20 protein-coding genes are annotated in these 17,261 nt (G+C 44.8%); all 20 read left to right on the plus strand.

All coding sequences use genetic code 11. The annotated features are described in order from the left end of the window. Positions 1–29: 29 nt before the first annotated feature. On the plus strand, positions 30–878 hold the full coding sequence (locus CXL14_RS06235) for a DegV family protein (protein ID WP_003151387.1): 849 nt from the start codon (positions 30–32) through the stop codon (positions 876–878). A gap of 107 nt (positions 879–985) precedes the next feature. Continuing rightward, positions 986–2,371, plus strand: coding sequence for an ATP-dependent helicase ComFA (locus CXL14_RS06240; protein ID WP_014419012.1), 1,386 nt, complete (start codon positions 986–988; stop codon positions 2,369–2,371). 57 nt (positions 2,372–2,428) lie between these two features. Then, positions 2,429–2,713 carry a late competence protein ComFB gene (locus tag CXL14_RS06245; protein ID WP_014419011.1) on the plus strand — a complete coding sequence of 95 codons (285 nt, stop codon included), beginning with the start codon at positions 2,429–2,431 and terminating at the stop codon, positions 2,711–2,713. Between the two features lie 5 nt (positions 2,714–2,718). Then, on the plus strand, positions 2,719–3,408 hold the full coding sequence (locus CXL14_RS06250; protein ID WP_197535984.1) for a ComF family protein: 690 nt from the start codon (positions 2,719–2,721) through the stop codon (positions 3,406–3,408). Between the two features lie 73 nt (positions 3,409–3,481). Beyond that, a complete protein-coding gene (locus CXL14_RS06255) occupies positions 3,482–3,901 on the plus strand; it encodes a TIGR03826 family flagellar region protein (RefSeq protein ID WP_014419009.1) in 420 nt (139 codons plus the stop codon). A 69-nt stretch (positions 3,902–3,970) separates the two neighbouring features. Beyond that, positions 3,971–4,237, plus strand: coding sequence for a flagellar biosynthesis anti-sigma factor FlgM (gene flgM, locus CXL14_RS06260; RefSeq protein WP_003151393.1), 267 nt, complete (start codon positions 3,971–3,973; stop codon positions 4,235–4,237). Positions 4,238–4,251: 14 nt separating this feature from the next. Continuing rightward, a complete protein-coding gene (locus tag CXL14_RS06265) occupies positions 4,252–4,734 on the plus strand; it encodes a flagellar protein FlgN (RefSeq protein ID WP_003151394.1) in 483 nt (160 codons plus the stop codon). A 15-nt stretch (positions 4,735–4,749) separates the two neighbouring features. After that, the gene (flgK, locus tag CXL14_RS06270; RefSeq protein WP_014419008.1) at positions 4,750–6,267 is read left to right on the plus strand and encodes a flagellar hook-associated protein FlgK; all 1,518 of its coding nucleotides are present in this window, start codon (positions 4,750–4,752) and stop codon (positions 6,265–6,267) included. Between the two features lie 11 nt (positions 6,268–6,278). Then, the gene (gene flgL, locus CXL14_RS06275) at positions 6,279–7,196 is read left to right on the plus strand and encodes a flagellar hook-associated protein FlgL (protein ID WP_014419007.1); all 918 of its coding nucleotides are present in this window, start codon (positions 6,279–6,281) and stop codon (positions 7,194–7,196) included. Positions 7,197–7,286: 90 nt separating this feature from the next. Next, complete coding sequence (locus CXL14_RS06280) at positions 7,287–7,856, plus strand: DUF6470 family protein (RefSeq protein WP_003151397.1); 570 nt, start codon at positions 7,287–7,289, stop codon at positions 7,854–7,856. Between the two features lie 29 nt (positions 7,857–7,885). Next, on the plus strand, positions 7,886–8,317 hold the full coding sequence (fliW, locus tag CXL14_RS06285) for a flagellar assembly protein FliW (RefSeq protein ID WP_003151399.1): 432 nt from the start codon (positions 7,886–7,888) through the stop codon (positions 8,315–8,317). Next, entirely contained in the window at positions 8,311–8,535 is a 225-nt protein-coding gene (gene csrA / locus CXL14_RS06290) for a carbon storage regulator CsrA (RefSeq protein WP_003151402.1), read from the plus strand. Before fliW ends, csrA begins: the two co-directional genes overlap by 7 nt. Positions 8,536–8,678: 143 nt before the next feature. Continuing rightward, positions 8,679–9,680, plus strand: a complete 1,002-nt coding sequence (locus CXL14_RS06295) for a flagellin N-terminal helical domain-containing protein (RefSeq protein WP_014419005.1) — start codon at positions 8,679–8,681, stop codon at positions 9,678–9,680. A 250-nt stretch (positions 9,681–9,930) separates the two neighbouring features. Beyond that, the gene (locus tag CXL14_RS06300; protein WP_014419004.1) at positions 9,931–11,451 is read left to right on the plus strand and encodes a flagellar hook-associated protein 2; all 1,521 of its coding nucleotides are present in this window, start codon (positions 9,931–9,933) and stop codon (positions 11,449–11,451) included. A 19-nt stretch (positions 11,452–11,470) separates the two neighbouring features. After that, positions 11,471–11,872: a flagellar export chaperone FliS gene (fliS, locus tag CXL14_RS06305; protein ID WP_003151407.1), complete on the plus strand. Its 402-nt coding sequence runs from the start codon at positions 11,471–11,473 to the stop codon at positions 11,870–11,872. Beyond that, positions 11,872–12,216 (plus strand): flagella biosynthesis regulatory protein FliT, encoded by a 345-nt coding sequence (gene fliT, locus CXL14_RS06310; RefSeq protein ID WP_014419003.1) that lies wholly within the window; start codon positions 11,872–11,874, stop codon positions 12,214–12,216. The genes fliS and fliT overlap by 1 nt, the downstream gene beginning before the upstream one ends. Before the next feature lie 9 nt (positions 12,217–12,225). Next, positions 12,226–12,603, plus strand: coding sequence for a DUF8042 domain-containing protein (locus CXL14_RS06315; RefSeq protein WP_003151412.1), 378 nt, complete (start codon positions 12,226–12,228; stop codon positions 12,601–12,603). 194 nt (positions 12,604–12,797) lie between these two features. Next, positions 12,798–13,364 carry a ribosome hibernation-promoting factor, HPF/YfiA family gene (hpf, locus tag CXL14_RS06320; RefSeq protein ID WP_003151413.1) on the plus strand — a complete coding sequence of 189 codons (567 nt, stop codon included), beginning with the start codon at positions 12,798–12,800 and terminating at the stop codon, positions 13,362–13,364. A gap of 166 nt (positions 13,365–13,530) precedes the next feature. After that, positions 13,531–16,056, plus strand: coding sequence for a preprotein translocase subunit SecA (gene secA, locus CXL14_RS06325; protein WP_007407469.1), 2,526 nt, complete (start codon positions 13,531–13,533; stop codon positions 16,054–16,056). Positions 16,057–16,130: 74 nt separating this feature from the next. Next, positions 16,131–17,232, plus strand: a protein-coding gene (gene prfB / locus CXL14_RS06330; protein ID WP_096034905.1) for a peptide chain release factor 2 whose coding sequence is annotated in 2 segments (ribosomal slippage) — positions 16,131–16,202 and positions 16,204–17,232 — 1,101 coding nt in all. Because the reading frame shifts where the segments join, the coding sequence is not laid out codon by codon here. Positions 17,233–17,261 lie beyond the last annotated feature (29 nt).

The raw sequence follows: 17,261 nt of genomic DNA on the forward strand, positions 1-17,261 counted from the left end.
ATTAAGTACTTAATAAGGCAGGTAAAGTGATGAAGATTGCAGTTGTAACAGACAGTACAGCATATATTCCGAAAGAGATGAGAGAAGAACATCATATTCATATGATCCCTCTCCAAGTGGTTTTCGGTGAAAAAACATTCCGCGAAGAAACAGAACTCGACTGGAGAAGTTTTTATAAAGAAGTAAAAAATCATGATGAGCTGCCGACTACGTCCCAGCCTTCTTTCGGTGAATTAATCGCATTGTACGAAGAACTGGGTAAAACATATGATGCAGTCATAAGCATACATTTGTCCAGCGGAATCAGCGGAACTTATAACAGCGCCGCCTCGGCAAACACTATGGTTGATCATATTAAAGTTTATCCCTTTGATTCAGAGATCAGCTGTTTGGCACAAGGTTTTTATGCATTAAAGGCAGCACAGCTCATTAAAGACGGTGTTGACTCACCGGAAGAGATTATAAAAGAGCTGGAAGAAATGAAAAAAACAGTCCGTGCGTATTTTATGGTGGACGATTTATCACACCTCCAGCGGGGCGGGCGTCTAAGCAGTGCTCAGGCTTTTATCGGCGGTCTGTTAAAGGTAAAGCCTATTCTTCATTTTGACAATAAGGTAATTGTTCCTTTTGAGAAGATTCGGACACGCAAAAAAGCGATTTCGAGAATTTTTGAGCTGTTTGGGGAGGATGCAAGTAAAGGAATCCCGATGCGGGCCGCTGTCATCCATGCAAACAGGGAAGAAGAAGCGGCGGATATTATACAGGAGTTAAGCGGTAAATATCCTCATGTCGAATTCTATAACAGCTATTTCGGTGCCGTGATCGGAACCCATTTGGGCGAAGGCGCCATCGGAATCGGCTGGTGCTTTAAAAACTAAGTGAAAATCTCCGTTTTCAAGGGCGGAGATTTTTTTATTATTAAGTTTTCGTGATTCGACAAAAAAATTCCCGGCAGGCATACTTTGAGCAGAAAGGAGGCAGGGAGATGTCCGAAGGTGCTTCAGAATTTTCAGAGGTGCGGGATTTCTTTTACGGCCGGCATTTATTAAGATCTGAGATACCGTTTTCAGACCAGCGCATCAAGCGTTTAACAGAAAAAGAATATATAACGGCCGAGCCGTCAATCATCCGCCGGAAAAACCGTTACGTCTGCCAACGATGCGGTCAGTCTGATCAAGCCAGCTTTGCGGCATTTTGGGCGCCCTCTGCCAAAAGGCAGATTACCTATTGCCGCGCCTGTGTCATGATGGGAAGGGCTGATGAACTGACATCATTATATTCTTGGAATCAAGCCCCTGAAAACAGCTGGGAGCCTGTAAAGCTTTCTTGGGAAGGAACACTGACAGACGGACAGAAGCGGGCGGCCGCCGCGCTTACAGATGCGATAAAAGAGAGACAAGAGCTGTTAGTATGGGCGGTTTGCGGATCGGGGAAAACAGAGATGCTGTTTCCGGGTATCGAGTTTGCGCTGAATCACGGTTTGCGCGTTTGTGTCGCAACTCCGCGTACAGATGTCGTACTTGAACTGCTGCCGAGACTGAATAAAGCATTTGAGAAAGTCGAAGTTTCTGCTTTGTACGGCGGCAGCGAGGACAAAGGCCGCTTGACTCCGCTGATGATTTCAACCGCTCACCAGCTGATGCGCTACCGAGACATTTTTGATGTCATGATAATAGATGAAGTAGATGCGTTTCCTTTTTCAGCCGATGAGACATTAAGATTCGCTGTTGATAAAGCGAGGAAGAAAAACAGCGCCCTTGTTTATGTAACGGCGACTCCTTCAGACACATTAAAAAAGAAGGCTGAAGCCGGTTTGCTGAAAAGCGTCCGCATACCGGCCAGATATCATCGGAAACCCCTCCCGGAGCCGCGTTTTTTGTGGTGCGGCAATTGGAAGAAGAAGCTTCAGAAAGGAAAACTGCCGCGCTCTGTAACGGATTGGGTCCGCCAAAAACTTCAATTACAGCTGCCGGTTTTCTTATTCGTCCCGTCTGTACACGTATTGAAAAAGACAACGGATTATTTTCGGAAATTAAACATACGGGCAGAAGGCGTACATGCGGAAGACACATTCAGAAAGGATAAAGTGAAACGATTCAGAGACGGCCGGCTTGACCTGCTGGTAACGACTACGATTTTAGAAAGAGGGGTTACCGTGCCCAAAGTTCAGACATGTGTCCTCGGCGCAGAAGCACCTATCTTTACTGAGAGCGCGCTCGTACAGATCGCGGGCAGAACGGGAAGGCATTATAAACATTTCAGCGGTGATGTCGTCATGTTTCATTTCGGAATTACAAACGGAATGAAAAAAGCAAAAAAACATATAGAACATATGAACAAATTGGCACAAAAAAGTAAATTGTTGGACTAGTTAATTTCAGAAAACGTGATACAGTATACTCATACTTTCCTATGAGGAGCTGTCAGCATGCTTGTCAATTCAAAAGAAATCGTATTAAGGGAACTTCTCGACCGCCATATGTCTCAGCTTCATATGAACTGCACATGCCGGGTATGCAAAAATGACGTACTGGCACTTTCATTAAATCGGGCTGAGCCGGCATATGTTACAGATAAAAAGAAAGTTGCTTATGCAAAAGCAGAGATAGTTGATAAACAGAAAAATACGGCGCTGCTTGTCATTCTGGCTGAATCAGCGGCGATTGTTTCGGTTAATCCAAGCGAGTTCTGTGAAACTCGGGAAGGAGCGTAATATCTCTGAATTGTTTATTGTGTGACTCACCAATTTCAAGTTCATTGACTTGGAGATCTCTGTTTTCTCTGGCGCCCGAGCAAGAGATATGCAGCATATGCAGCAGCCAATTCGAAAAAATTGAAGGCCCCGTATGCAGTATATGCGGGAGGCCTCAGGAGTCAAATGAAAAATGCGCTGATTGTGCGGCCCGGGAATCAAAAACGGAAAAGTGCTTTTTGCTGCGGCAAAACCGTTCGGTATATTTGTATAATGATGCGATGAAGGACTCATTGGCCCGGTTTAAATTCAGGGGTGATGCGAAAATCATTCAAGCATTTGAACGTGACTTTGCTGCCGGCTTTAAAGCGGCATATCCATCAAATACACATACTCTCATCCCTATTCCGCTGAGCGGCGAACGGCTGGCGGAACGCGGATTCAATCAATCCGAGCTGCTGGCCTCTCTGCTCGGAATGCCCGTCATTTTCCCCCTCATCCGACTGAACAATGAAAAACAATCCAAAAAGAGCAAAACAGAAAGGCTGTCCGCAGAAAAAAAGTTTTCAGCAGCCGAAAACTCCGCCGAAGGTATGAACGTCATCTTAATAGATGATATTTATACGACGGGCGCCACACTTCACCAAGCCGCCGAAGTCCTGCTGACAGCGGGTAAAGCGTCATCGGTCTCCTCTTTTACTTTAATCAGAAGCTAAATCATTCTTTTTTTCTGCCGATATAATTGATAGAAATATAAGGCAGATTAAAGAAGGAATAGGAGTTAATACGATGGGTGAATTGGCGAATTGTCCAAAATGCAATGCTTTATTTTTTAAAACGAACCTGCAGACCGTGTGCCAGGCATGTATTAAAGAAGAAGAAAAAGCATTTGAAACCGTCTATAAATTTTTGAGAAAGCAGATCAACAGACAGTCGACGATGCAGCAGATCACTGAGGAAACAGGTGTGGATGAAGAGCTGATCCTCAAGTTTATCAAACAAAAAAGGATTCAGATCAGCCAGCTTCCGAATTTGGCATATCCTTGCGAAAGGTGCGGAAATCCAATCAGGACGGGGAAATTTTGCAAGTCCTGTCAGACAGATATTGAGTCGCAATTAGACCATATGAACCAAAAAACAGCCGCTGAATTCGATGAAAAAAACAGTACAAAAGACACATACTATGCCTATAATACCAAAAACACCTGATTCCCTAAACTAACTGATAACGCAGTCGATAAAAGAATTAGACTGCGAACAGAAAGCGAGAGGAATCCTATGAAAATCAATCAGTACGGAACACAATCCGTTAATCCATACCAAAAAAATTACGAAAAGCAAGCCGTACAAAAAGAGGCTGCAAAGCCGAAGGACAAAGTGGAAATTTCTTCTCATGCAAAAGAGCTTCAAAATGCGTCAGATGCGGTCACTAAAACACGTCAGGAAAAAATCGCTCAGCTTAAAGCGGATATAGAGAGCGGAACATATAAAATAGATTCAAACAGCATCGCTGAAAACATAGTGAATTTCTATAAAAAGCAATAAAAAGGAGAAAGCCAATGTCAGCAAAGCCAATTATTGATCAACTGAAGCGACTTTGCGCACTGCATGAACATCTGCTCACGCTGTCTGAGGAGAAAACGGAAGCGCTGAAAGCAGGTAAAACAAAAGAGCTCTCCAACATATTGACCAAAGAGCAAAAGTATATTCAGGCAATCGGACAGACTGAGGAAGAACGAATCAGGTTAACTTCTCAGTTTCTCAGCCGCGGTGAGGACAATACAATTGCTGCATGCATCTCCAGAACTTCAGGCAGTGAAAAACAGGAGCTTGAAGGGTTATTTCACTCTTTGTCTGCGCTTCTCGACCGTCTGAAAGAAGTGAATGAGATGAACAAACAGCTCACGATTCAGGCTTTACAATTCATCTCCGGGGCATTCGATATGATCATGCCGGGTGAAAAAGAGAATATGAATTATAAAGAGCCGCAAGCGGCGCGCAAGCCTGTCAGCCGTTTGACATTATTCGATTCAAAAGCTTAGAACGGAGGATTTTCAATGCCATCGACTTTTATGGGGCTCGAAACAGCAAGGCGTGCATTGAGTGCGCAGCAGACTGCATTAAGCACAGTTTCAAATAACGTTGCAAATGCAAATACAGAAGGATATACGAGGCAGCGCGTCACATTACAATCGACGAGCCCTTATCCCGCAGTATCAAAAAATAGTGATCTGACGGCCGGCCAAATCGGAACAGGAGTAAAAGCCGGTTCAGTTGAGCGCGTCAGAGACAGTTTTTTAGACTATCAGTACAGAACTGAAAATACAAAATTAGGGTACTATACAGCCCGTTCCAATTCATTGTCGCAAATGGAAGGCGTCATGAAAGAGCTTGACGATAACGGATTAAACGGATCGCTCAGTTCGTTTTGGAATGCCCTTCAGGATCTGGCGACGAATCCGGAAAATACGGGAGCGCGCTCAGTTTTGCAGGAGCAGGGGAAATCTCTTGCCGAAAGTTTTAACTATATATCTACCTCTTTGACTAACATTCAGGGTGATATTAAAAAGAATCTGGATAACACAGCGGATCAGGTCAATTCCATTCTCAATCAGCTGAATGACCTTAACAATCAAATAGCGGCAGTTGAGCCGAGCGGTATGCTCCCTAATGATTTGTATGACCAAAGAGACAGATTAATTGATCAATTATCTTCTATGGCAAATATAAAAGTTTCATATAATAAGTCGGGCGGACATGCCTTGGCGACTGCTGAGGGCACGGTTAACGTCGAATTGCTGAACGGAAACAACAATTCTCTCGGTACGCTGCTCGACGGTAACACAAAAACAGTTTCAGAAATGAAAATCAACTACGACAAGGACAGCGGCCTCGTGTCGAGTGTGTCAGTCGGCAGCAGTACGGTCAATGCGGATGCATTTACCGGTAAAGGCTCACTTTTAGGTCTTATTGAATCATACGGCTATATGTCAAATGGAGAAGAAAAAGGTCTTTATCCTGAAATGCTGACGGCTCTTGACAATATGGCGCTATCCTTTGCTGACGCGTTTAATGCAGTTCATGAAAAAGGGAAGACCTATACAGGCGAACAGGGTGCAGCATTTTTTGATTTCAGCGGTGATGAAGCGGTGCCGGCAAAAGGTGCGGCAGCGAAAATAAAAGTCAGTGACAAAATCCTTGCGTCTACTGATAATATCGCAGCGTCGTTAAACGGAGAAAAAAGTGACGGCACCAACGCGACAAATCTTGCAGCCGTACAGAACAGCAAGCTGACTATTAACGGTGAAACCACTACAATTAATGACTTTTATGAATCCCTTATCGGAAAGCTGGGCGTTAATTCACAAAAAGCTGCCAATCTTATGAACAACTCTGAAAGCAACACCCTTTCAGCCGATGAACGGAGACAATCAGTCAGTGCAGTGTCTTTAGATGAAGAAATGACAAATATGATTCAGTTTCAGCACGCTTATAATGCGGCTGCGCGGATTATAACGATGCAGGATGAAATATTCGATAAAATTATTAACGGTATGGGCACCGGAGGAAGATAGGAGATAAGTAAATGAGAGTAACTCAAGGGATGATCGCAAAAAATTCTCTTCGATTTATCGGCTCAAGTTTTGACAAGCTCGATCGGCTTCAGCAGCAAGTGTCTACGGGGAAAAAAATCACGAAAGCTTCTGATGATCCGGTCGTTGCAATGAAGGGAATGCAGTACCGTACTCAGCTTGCGCAGGTAAACCAGTATCAGCGGAATGTTTCGCAAGGCTTTACATGGCTGGAAAACTCGGAATCAAGCGTAAACTCGGAAACGGATATTATGGGGAAAATCCGGGACTTGATGGTTCAGGCGAAAAGTGATTCGAACGGTGAAACAGAATTGAAAGCAATCGGTACAGAAATCGGCCAGCTGAAAAAGCAGCTCGTTTCTGTCGCGAATACTCAGGTAAACGGACGTTATCTGTTTAACGGAACAAATTCAGACGTCCCGCCGATCACTGAAAATGCCGACGGCACATATACGTACAACTATGAGAATTATACCGGTGCTTCGGATGTTAACATCAACATCTCAAACGGAGCAGTGCTTAAAGTGAATTCTGATCCAAACTCAGCTTTCGGAGGCGTCGCACAAAATGGAGATAATGTATTTGAATTTCTCAACTCCTTAGAAGCTTCTTTAAGCAAAGGCACGCTGTCCGAAGCAGATTCAGATCAAATTCTGTCAGATATTGACGGTTTTACCGATAAAATGAATGCTGAAAAATCCAATATCGGCGCACGCACAAACCGATTGGAACTCATTCAGACAAGATTGGAATCACAAGCGGCAACCGCTGAAAAAGTATTGTCCGATAATGAAGATGTAGAAATGGAAGATGTAATTGTTGATTATTTATCTCAACAGACGGTTCATAGAGCAGCGCTGTCAGTGAATGCGAATATCATTCAGCCGTCACTGATTGACTTTCTGAAATAATAGAACTGACCGTCTTCAATATATAAAAAAGCGACTCACACTAGGGAGATCGCTTTTTTTACTAAAATACTATAAACAGGAGGGGTCTCTGTGCAGATGCCGAGATTGATTATTGACAGTGTGCCTGCTAAAATCGGTATAACCTTTCAAAAGGAAGAAATCGAGATGGAACAGCCGCCCGCTGACCTGGAAATTGAGCAGCCGCCGGCAGAGCTGAACATTGAAAGCACGCCGGCCAAACTGACGATTGACCAGACGAGGGCGTGGGAGAACTTGAATCTCAAATCATTTGAAAAGCTGAACGCTGAAGCCGCCCAGAAAGGTGCGGAAGCCTGCAGCGAGTTTATTGCCAAAACAGTCAGGGAAGGGAAGGAAATGGCGGCTATCGAAAAGAAAACGGGCAATGTGATGGCCCGGCAGGCAGCAGATGTCAGTCCGCCCGATCCATTCGGCGAATTCAGCGACTTTCTGCCTGCGCAGTTTCTCGTCGACATTGACTGCATTCCTTCAAAGCTTACGATTGATATTGAAGCCCGCAAACCTTCAATTGAAGCAGCCGTCAATAAACCTGTATGGAATTATACGCCGGGGAAAGTTCAGATTGATATGATGCAAGACCCTAAGGTGACGATTTCGGTTGACGATGGCAACGCAGAATAAAAGATGAAAGTGGTAAAGGATTGTGAAGCATGATAATTAAAACAAAATATCACGGAGAAATCAGAATAGACGAAGGGCAGATTATCTCATTTGAAAACGGCCTGCCGGGATTTAATGACGAGACTCAATTTGTTGTTCTTCCTTTGTCGGAAGATTCACCGTTTTTGGCGCTGCAGTCTGTGAAACAGGAGCATATCGCCTTTATAGTCGCCAGTCCGTTTATTTTCTTTAAAGGGTACGAATTTGACATTGACCAAGCGACGCTTGAGCTTTTGCATATTGAAGATATAGAGGACGTCGAAGTGATGGCGATTTTAACGTTGGAAGAGCCTTTTGAAAACACGACCGCCAATTTAAAAGCGCCGATTATCGTCAATAAAAAGGAAATGAAGGCGAAACAAATCATTTTACATGATGCTTCCTATGAAACAAAACATCTGATAGGAGGAGGATCATGCTAGTTCTCTCAAGAAAAGTGAATGAGTCCATTCAGATCGGGCCGGATATTGAAATAAAGGTGATCGCCATCGAAGGAGAACAAGTGAAGCTGGGAATTGAAGCGCCTCAGCATGTAGATATTCACCGGAAAGAAATCTACTTGTCGATCCTGGAAGAGAACAACAGAGCCGTATCTTTTAATACTGATTTATTACTTAACCTATCCTCACAAAAAAAGTGAGGATTTTTTTATTTTCAATATAAACAATAGAAGCCGCCATCCGATATATATAGTGTAGCCAATGAGAGGAAAAATTTTCTTCAGAATGACGCTGCGCCAATGCACAAGGACGTGCGAAAAACAATTCAGGGAGGAAATACAAAATGAGAATCAACCACAATATCGCGGCTCTTAACACTAGCCGTCAGCTGAATGCAGGTTCAAACTCTGCTGCAAAAAACATGGAAAAATTATCTTCAGGTCTTCGCATCAACCGCGCTGGTGATGACGCTGCGGGTCTTGCGATCTCTGAAAAAATGCGTTCTCAAATCCGCGGTTTAGACATGGCGTCTAAAAACGCTCAAGACGGAATCTCTCTTATCCAAACATCTGAGGGTGCATTGAACGAAACTCACAGCATTCTTCAGCGTATGAGCGAGCTTGCTACACAGGCGGCAAACGATACAAACACAGATTCTGACCGTTCTGAGCTTCAAAAAGAGATGGACCAATTAGCGTCTGAAGTAACAAGAATCTCTACTGACACTGAGTTCAATACGAAAAAACTTCTTGACGGAACTGCGCAAAACCTTACGTTCCAAATCGGAGCTAACGAAGGGCAAACAATGAGCCTGTCTATCAATAAAATGGACTCTGAAAGCCTGAAAGTTGGTACGACTTATACAGTATCCGATGATCAAAATACACTTACAGCAGCTGACGGAAGCACTGCTACTTGGGCGGATGAAGAAAAAGACGGCACTACTGGTGAAGTAACAAAAGCTGCTGGATATTACGATGCGGGCGGTAAAGTTATTGCATCTGAAAAATTAGCTGCAGATTCTAAAGTAACAAAAGGTATCGACATCTCTTCTTCAGCTAAAGCTGCGTCTTCAGCTCTTACAACAATCAAAACAGCTATCGACACAGTATCTAGCGAGCGCGCTAAACTTGGTGCGGTTCAAAACCGTTTAGAGCACACAATCAACAACCTTGGTACTTCTTCTGAGAACCTGACTTCTGCTGAATCACGTATCCGTGACGTAGACATGGCTTCTGAGATGATGGAGTACACGAAAAACAACATCCTTACTCAGGCTTCTCAAGCTATGCTTGCGCAAGCTAACCAACAGCCTCAGCAAGTTCTTCAATTGCTGAAAGGTTAATGACGGAAAGATCCTGGTTCTCCAGGGTCTTTTTTTTATTTCTTCAGCTATCTCCCCCTTCAGCAAGCCAAAGAACCCTATTGACAAAATGAAACATTATATTTTGCAGTTAAATTATTGAAAACCTTTTAATATGACCGATATAAGAATAAGATCATACATTTATGGAGCTGTGATATGATAAACAGTCGGAAACTCACTGTTGTCATAGAGCCGTCTACGACTAAACGCCGAAAAGGAGAGGGTACATATGGTCACAAGAATCACAGGCCTTAATTCCGGTCTTGATGTAGATTCTCTGGTGAAAAAACTAATGGATGCCGAAAAGCAGCCGCTTAATAAATTAAATCAGCAAAAACAGACGCTTGAATGGAAGCGCGATGCTTATCGGGAAATGAATACCCAGATTGCCGACATGTATTCTACTACATTTAATAATATGCTGATGTCCACAAACTGGAATAAAAAAACAGTAACAAGTTCGGATTCCAGTGTCAGCGCGGCGGCCGTCAGTGCTGAGCAAAATATTTCAACGAGTATGTCTGTACAGCAGCTGGCCACGTCGACGACATATAAATCATCGGGCGCCATCAATTTCACTTCAGGTCAGAGCCAAACATTGAAATTCAATGTCACAAATCCGGGTGAAACGAAGCCGACTGAGGTAAACGTCACGATCGCCGCAACCGATACGATTGACGATGTCATTTCTAAACTGAACAGCTCAGGCCTTGGGGTGACGGCTTTAAAAGAGAAAATCTCTAATGGCACGGATTATGTGGATACGATTGCGTTCACTTCCAATAAAACGGGGGAAGGATTTACCCTTTCAGCAGGTGATGACGCAACCAAAAGCTTTCTGAAAGATCAGCTCGGTTTTGCCGTTGATGATGCGACAAATGAACTGACGGCCAATGCGGAAGGGAAAAATGCGAAGTTTACGTTCAACGGGCTTGAAATGACAAAAACGTCCAATAACTTTACGATCAACGGCATCAAATACACGCTGAACAGCGTGACGGACAGCAATAAAACGGTTACGATTAACAGCACGACTGATACGGACGGGATTTTTGACAACATTAAAGATTTCGTTGATAAATACAATACGTTAATTAAAAGCGCAAACGCGAAGGTGACAGAATCAAAATACCGCGATTATAAGCCGCTAACCGATGAACAAAGAGAAGCGATGACCGATAAGCAGATTGAGCAGTGGGAGGCAAAAGCCAAAAGCGGTTTATTACGGAGCGACAGCACGCTGCAGAACGGTTTGGCGGAGATGCGGCTTGATTTGTACTCAACGGTTACGATTGACGGGAAAAAATATCAGCTTGCCGATTTCGGAATTGAGACGTCTGATAGTTATACGGATCAAGGAAAACTTGTTATTAAAGACGAAGCGAAACTGAAACAGAAAATTACCGAGAGTCCTGCTCTCGTGGCTAAACTGTTTAATGCAGACAGCCCTGATACAGCGAAAACCAAAAACCCGGAGGAACAGGGAATTGCCCGGAGATTAAAAGACACATTAAACAAAATGCAGACTCAAATTTCAAAACAGGCGGGTACGGAAAGCTCGGTATCAACCAGCTTTGCCATCGGAAAAAGCCTGAATGAAATAGAAACAAATATTTCCAATATGAAAACGAAGCTGGATGATATCGAAACGAGATATTATAAAAAGTTCAGCGCACTGGATACGGCATTGGAGAAATTGAACAGCCAATCTTCATATCTCACGTCAATGTTAGGATCTTCAACATCATAACCTTGGAGGTTTTATAAAAATGGCAATAAATAATCCTTTTGCTGCTTATCAGCAGACATCCGTCTTTACAGCCGCTCCGGAAGAGCTGACCCTTATGCTTTATAACGGCTGCCTGCGATTCATTAAGCTGGCAAGGCAGGCGATGAAGCAAAACAACCTTGAAGCCAAAAATGAAAATATCGTAAAGGCGCAAAACATCATTCAAGAGCTCAGCATCACGTTAAACCGGGAGATTGAGATTTCTGAACAGATGTCATCCATTTATGATTACATCCGCCGCCGGCTGATCGACGCGAACGTGCAGAATAACGGAGAGTTTTTAGATGAAGCGGAAAAACTCGTTACTGAATTTCGCGACACGTGGAAGCAGGCCATGCAGAGTGAACGGAAAAACAGCCATGGCGCGGGCGGCCTTGCCTGATGAACAGCAATGTCTTTGCTTTGTATAACGAAACGAAGAACATGTACGCCGCGCTGAAGGACGCCCCGGAAAGCGACAGTCTTATCAGCAGCGTTACGGCATTTACGGAGAAAAGGGAGGAGATGCTTGCGGGCATAAAGCCGCCTTTTTCCGAAGAAGAAAAAACGCTGCTTCAGCAGGTGGCCGCGATGGACCGCCTGATTACCGGCGAAGTGAAGCGGATTCAGGATGGTATCCGAAATGAAATAAAAACGCTTAAGAAAAAACGAATCTACCATAATACGTATTTCAATCCGTATCATCAAACGACAAGTGACGGCCGTTATTACGACAAACGCAAATAGGTGAGTGTTTTGAGAAGTTTGAACGATTACCATTTGGTGTCAGCCTATTACCAGCTTCTTTTTACGATTGATGAGGGGCTTTGCTACCTGTTGGACACGCAGGATGATTTTTTTAAGACGGAGGGCGAGCGGATTTACAACGATTTGATTCAGGCTTTTTTTCATCTCGATTCCTCTCATGCGCTTCTGCTGTCTATCATTGAGTGCCGATGCGTGGAGACGGCGATCCGCTCATTTGACGAGATCTTTCAGGATTTCAGCATGTTAAATGATTATGATTTCCCGTCCGCCCCTTTTCAGGAGTTTTTAAAAACCATCTTTCTGCCGCATTATAAGCTGTGGATGGAGCAGACGCACGACTGCATCAAACCGTATGTTCTTCACTAGACCTGCTGCAAGCGGCAGGTCTTTTGCCTGCGTCTTCCGCATATACTTATAATCCTGCCGGAAGCTGCCGGATATAACCGACACCATTCGTCATCGTTCACCGAATTTACACATTATTTTAACGTTTCAGCAGGGATCAGAAGGGGTAAAAGAGAAATAGTTACATATCCTTAGATAAAGGGAGGCGTTCTTTGATGAACTACAATATCAGAGGAGAAAACATTGAGGTTACACCTGCGTTAAAGGATCATGTGGAGAGAAAAATCGGCAAGCTGGAACGATATTTCGAGCAGAGCGTCAATGCCGATGTGAACGTCAACTTGAAATTCTATAATGATAAGGAATCCAAAGTTGAAGTCACCATTCCGATGACTGATCTGGCGCTTCGTTCTGAAGTGCATAACGAGGATATGTACAATGCAATTGATCTCGCAACAAACAAGCTGGAACGTCAAATCCGAAAGCACAAAACAAAAGTCAACCGAAAATTCCGCGAGCAGGGTCTTCCGAAACATTATTTCGAGAACGGCAGCGCCGCTGATACGGGCGTAGCGGTTCAGGACGAAATTGAAGATGACAGCCCGGAAATTGTCCGTCAAAAGCGTTTTAATTTAAAACCGATGGATAATGAAGAAGCGATTCTCCAAATGAATATGCTCGGACATAATTTCTTCGTATTCACCAACGCGGAGACGAATCTCACAAATGTCGTTTACCGCAGAAATGACGGCAAATACGGATTAATTGAACCGACTGAATAAACCCATCCAGCCTTCCGTGAACGCGCGGAAGGTTTTTCTCTATCTTTATCTGCAAATTCTTTGGAAATAGCAAAAGGTATGTTATGATAATGAGAGGTATACATGGACAGAAAATTATCATTTATTCCATGCAAAATCTGCATGTGAACATAGAGGAGCGTTATAGATGCTTGGGATTTTAAATAAAATGTTTGATCCGACCAAACGTGCGCTGAACAAATACGAAAAAATAGCAAATGACATTGATGCCGTAAGAGGAGATTATGAAAATCTCTCTGACGAGGCGCTTAAACATAAAACGGCAGAATTTAAAGAGCGGCTTGAAAAAGGAGAAACAACGGATGATCTTCTTGTCGAAGCGTTCGCCGTCGTTCGTGAAGCTTCCCGCCGCGTAACCGGCATGTTCCCGTTTAAAGTGCAGCTGATGGGGGGCATCGCCCTTCATGAGGGGAACATTTCCGAAATGAAAACAGGGGAAGGGAAAACGCTGACGTCCACGCTTCCCGTGTATTTAAATGCCTTGACGGGAAAAGGCGTTCACGTCGTAACGGTCAACGAATATCTGGCGAGCCGTGATGCCCAGCAAATGGGAGAAATCTTTGCGTTTCTCGGGCTTACAGTCGGCCTGAACCTGAATTCGATGTCAAAAGACGAAAAACGCGAAGCTTACGCAGCCGATATCACGTATTCAACGAACAATGAACTCGGCTTTGATTATTTGCGTGACAACATGGTGCTCTATAAAGAACAAATGGTGCAGCGCCCGCTTCATTTTGCCGTTATTGATGAAGTCGATTCAATTTTAGTCGATGAAGCGAGAACGCCATTGATTATTTCCGGACAAGCTCAGAAGTCCACAAAACTATACGTGCAGGCAAATGCGTTTGTCCGCACACTCAAGAAAGATCAGGATTATACGTATGACGTCAAAACGAAGGGCGTTCAGCTGACGGAAGAAGGAATGACGAAGGCCGAAAAAACGTTCGGCATCGACAACCTGTTTGATGTCAAAAATGTGGCCTTGAACCACCATATCAACCAGGCTTTAAAAGCCCATGCGGCGATGCAGAAAGACGTGGATTATGTTGTTGAGGACGGCCAGGTCGTCATCGTTGATTCCTTCACCGGCCGTCTGATGAAAGGACGCCGCTACAGCGAAGGTCTTCACCAGGCGATTGAGGCGAAAGAAGGCCTGGAGATTCAAAATGAAAGCATGACATTGGCGACAATTACGTTCCAAAACTATTTCCGTATGTACGAAAAGCTGGCCGGTATGACCGGTACCGCAAAAACGGAAGAGGAAGAATTCCGTAATATTTATAACATGCAGGTTGTATCTATCCCGACCAACCAGCCGGTCATCCGTGACGACCGTCCGGACTTGATCTACCGCTCAATGGAAGGGAAATTCAAGGCGGTGGCGGAGGATGTCGCCCAGCGCTACATGACCGGACAGCCGGTTCTTGTCGGTACGGTTGCCGTTGAAACGTCTGAATTGATTTCTAAACTTCTGAAAAACAAAGGGATTCCGCATCAGGTGCTGAATGCCAAAAACCATGAGCGTGAAGCTCAGATTATTGAAGAAGCGGGACAAAAAGGCGCTGTCACGATTGCGACCAACATGGCGGGACGCGGAACCGACATTAAACTCGGCGAAGGCGTAAAAGAGCTTGGCGGCCTCGCAGTCGTCGGTACGGAACGCCACGAGTCCCGCCGGATTGACAATCAGCTCCGCGGACGTTCAGGACGTCAGGGAGACCCGGGCATCACACAATTTTATCTTTCAATGGAAGATGAATTGATGCGCCGTTTCGGAGCTGAACGGACGATGGCGATGCTTGACCGGTTCGGTATGGATGACTCCACGCCGATTCAGAGCAAAATGGTGTCACGCGCCGTGGAATCATCTCAAAAACGTGTCGAAGGAAACAACTTTGATTCACGTAAACAGCTTCTTCAATATGACGACGTGCTCCGTCAGCAGCGCGAAGTCATTTACAAGCAGCGTTTTGAAGTCATTGACTCTGAAAACCTGCGTGACATTGTGGAAGGCATGATCAAGTCTTCACTGGAGCGTGCGATTGCCGCTTATACGCCGAAAGAGGAACTTCCGGAAGAATGGAATCTTGACGGACTCGTGGAGCTGGTGAATTCAACGTATCTTGATGAAGGCGCACTTGAAAAGAGCGATATCTTCGGAAAAGAACCGGATGAAATGCATGAGATGATCATGGACCGCATCATGACAAAATATAATGAAAAAGAAGAGAATTTCGGCACAGAGCAGATGCGTGAATTTGAAAAAGTCATCGTATTGCGTGCCGTTGATTCAAAATGGATGGATCATATTGATGCGATGGATCAGCTGCGTCAAGGGATTCACCTCCGCGCTTATGCGCAGACAAATCCGCTGCGTGAATATCAAATGGAAGGCTTCGCAATGTTTGAGCACATGATTGAGTCCATTGAGGACGAAGTTGCGAAATTCGTCATGAAGGCCGAGATTGAAAGCAATCTGGAACGCGAAGAAGTTGTTCAGGGCCAAACGACGGCTCATCAGCCGCAGGACGGTGATGAGGCCAAACAAGCGAAAAAAGCGCCGGTGCGCAAAGTTGTGGATATCGGACGCAACGCGCCTTGCCATTGCGGCAGCGGAAAAAAATATAAAAATTGCTGCGGCCGGACAGAATAGTCTCGACTGTATGAAGCGAACATGACCGGGTCTGCGTCTTATGGCGCCCCGGATCTTTTAATGAGGTGAATGGAATGGAATTATCAGAAATCAGGGCAGAGCTCGAAAATATGGCTTCTCGTTTAGCGGACTTCAGGGGGTCTCTTTGACCTCGAATCAAAGGAAGCCCGCATTGCAGAATTAGATGAAAAGATGGCGGAACCGGAATTCTGGAATGACCAGCAGAAGGCCCAAACCGTCATTAACGAAGCGAACGGTCTGAAGGAATACGTGAACTCCTATCATCAGCTGAGCGAGTCTCACGAAGAGCTGCAAATGACACATGATCTTTTAAAAGAAGAACCTGACCAGGACCTTCAGCAAGAGCTTGAAAAAGAGCTGAAGTCATTAACGAAGGAATTGAATGAATTTGAGCTTCAGCTGCTGCTCAGTGAACCATATGATAAAAATAACGCGATTTTAGAACTTCACCCGGGCGCCGGCGGTACGGAATCCCAGGACTGGGGTTCCATGCTGCTCAGAATGTATACCCGCTGGGCGGAAAGACGCGGTTTCAAAGTTGAAACGCTAGATTATCTCCCGGGAGATGAAGCGGGAATTAAGTCAGTCACACTGCTTATTAAAGGCCACAATGCATACGGCTATTTAAAAGCGGAAAAAGGCGTACACCGCCTCGTGCGGATTTCTCCATTTGATTCATCAGGCCGCCGCCACACGTCATTCGTGTCATGTGAAGTCATGCCTGAATTCAATGAAGAAATCGACATTGATATTCGTACCGAAGATATTAAAGTTGATACGTACCGGGCGAGCGGTGCCGGCGGACAGCACGTCAATACGACTGATTCAGCCGTTCGGATCACCCACCTGCCGACAAATGTAGTCGTCACGTGCCAGACGGAACGTTCACAAATCAAAAACCGCGACCGGGCGATGAAAATGCTCAAAGCGAAGCTGTATCAGCGCAGAATTGAAGAACAGCAGGCGGAGCTTGACGAAATCCGCGGTGAACAGAAAGAAATCGGCTGGGGCAGCCAAATCCGCTCGTACGTCTTCCATCCGTACTCCATGGTGAAAGATCACCGGACCAATACGGAAATGGGGAACGTGCAGGCGGTTATGGACGGAGATATTGATATCTTCATTGACGCCTATTTACGTTCTAAACTGTCGTAATCCGGGAACACACCTGCCTGTGGCAAGGT

Source organism: Bacillus sp. SJ-10 (assembly GCF_002843505.1).
Classification (GTDB): Bacteria; Bacillota; Bacilli; order Bacillales; family Bacillaceae; genus Bacillus; species Bacillus velezensis.